Source organism: Streptomyces sp. SM1 (genome assembly GCF_002910825.1).
Taxonomy (GTDB): domain Bacteria; phylum Actinomycetota; class Actinomycetes; order Streptomycetales; family Streptomycetaceae; genus Streptomyces; species Streptomyces okerensis.
On sequence record NZ_NEUB01000556.1, the window covers coordinates 1 to 1,227 of the forward strand.

At 74.7% G+C, this 1,227-nt stretch carries 1 protein-coding gene; it reads left to right on the forward strand.

Translation table 11 applies throughout. The annotated features are described in order from the left end of the window. A partial coding sequence (locus tag B9S61_RS13610; RefSeq protein ID WP_103542492.1) for a hypothetical protein occupies positions 1-1,202 on the forward strand: 1,202 nt, incomplete at its 5' end. Between the last annotated feature and the right edge of the window lie 25 nt (positions 1,203-1,227).

Genomic DNA, 1,227 nt, shown 5'->3' on the forward strand with positions numbered 1-1,227 from the left:
GAAGCGCCGGGGAACCCGGAACCTATGCCTTCGCCGGCGACGCGCGGAGGGTGGATGGTGCCGTGAGCCCCGCGGACGCCGTGGAACTGGCGCCCGGCCGGTCCTACCGGAGTACTCTTCCGGCGACCGGCACGGTCCACTACCGGCTGGAGCTCGACGACACCACGAACCTCTACGCCTCCGCCACGGTGGTCCCCCCGCCCGGCCGGGACACCTCCGTCATCGACGGCGTCAGGGTGTCCGTACGGGACAGCGAGGGCCGCTCCTGCGACGCGGACACGTCGAGCCTCGGCGCCGGCGGCAGCCCGCACCCCGTCGCCGCGTGGGCCATGCGGGAGATCTCCCCCGGGAGATCCCTGTGCGATGACGCCGGTACGTACTACCTGGCCGTCGAGCGCGCCGCCCCGGACGCGAAGGACGCCTCCCCCGACCCCTGGGAGATGGAGCTCACCACGGTGTCGGAGCCGGCACTGGAGGAGACCGGTCCGACGCGTGCGCCCGGGGAGTGGAACTCCGCCACGCCCGCGCCCGTCACGGGGCAGCCGCAACGGCGTGCGGGCGGCGCGGGCTTCGCCGAGGCCACCCCGGTCGGGCAGGGAGTGTGGCGGGACGGCATACGACCCGGTCAGACCCTCTTCTTCAAGGTCCCCGTGGACTGGGGACAGCAGCTCCACGCCGGCGCCGAACTGGGCAGTTCGGGCTCGGACGGCAGCGGCTTCGTCGCCACCGCGCTGGACCTCGACCTCTACAACCCCGTGCGCGGCCACGTCGAGGACCTGGGCATGTCCTACAACGGCGAACAGAAGTCGAAGAGTCTCGCGCCCCTGCCCGAGGCCGCGCACGTCAATCGGCTCGCCCCCGGCCGCCGGACCGGGGCGATGCGGTTCGCCGGCTCGTACTACCTCGTCGCGCACCTCACGGCGGAGGTCGCGGACGACTTCGGCGACCGGCCCGTTCCGCTGACCCTGCGGGTACGGGTGAGCGGTGCGGCGCAGGAGGGGCCCGGGTACGCGGGACGGACCGTGCCGTCGGACGTCTTCACGGTCACGGGGGAGGGCCGGGACGCGGCGGCCGGGGGCGGGACAACGGGCGACGGCACCGCGTACCGGGTGCTCGCGGTGGGCGGCATCGGCATGGGAAGCGCGCTGCTGGCGGGGCTCGGCGTGTGGACGGCGGTGGCCCGGCGCAGGGCCCTTCCGTAGGCGGTGCGCGGACCCGGTAGCGGGC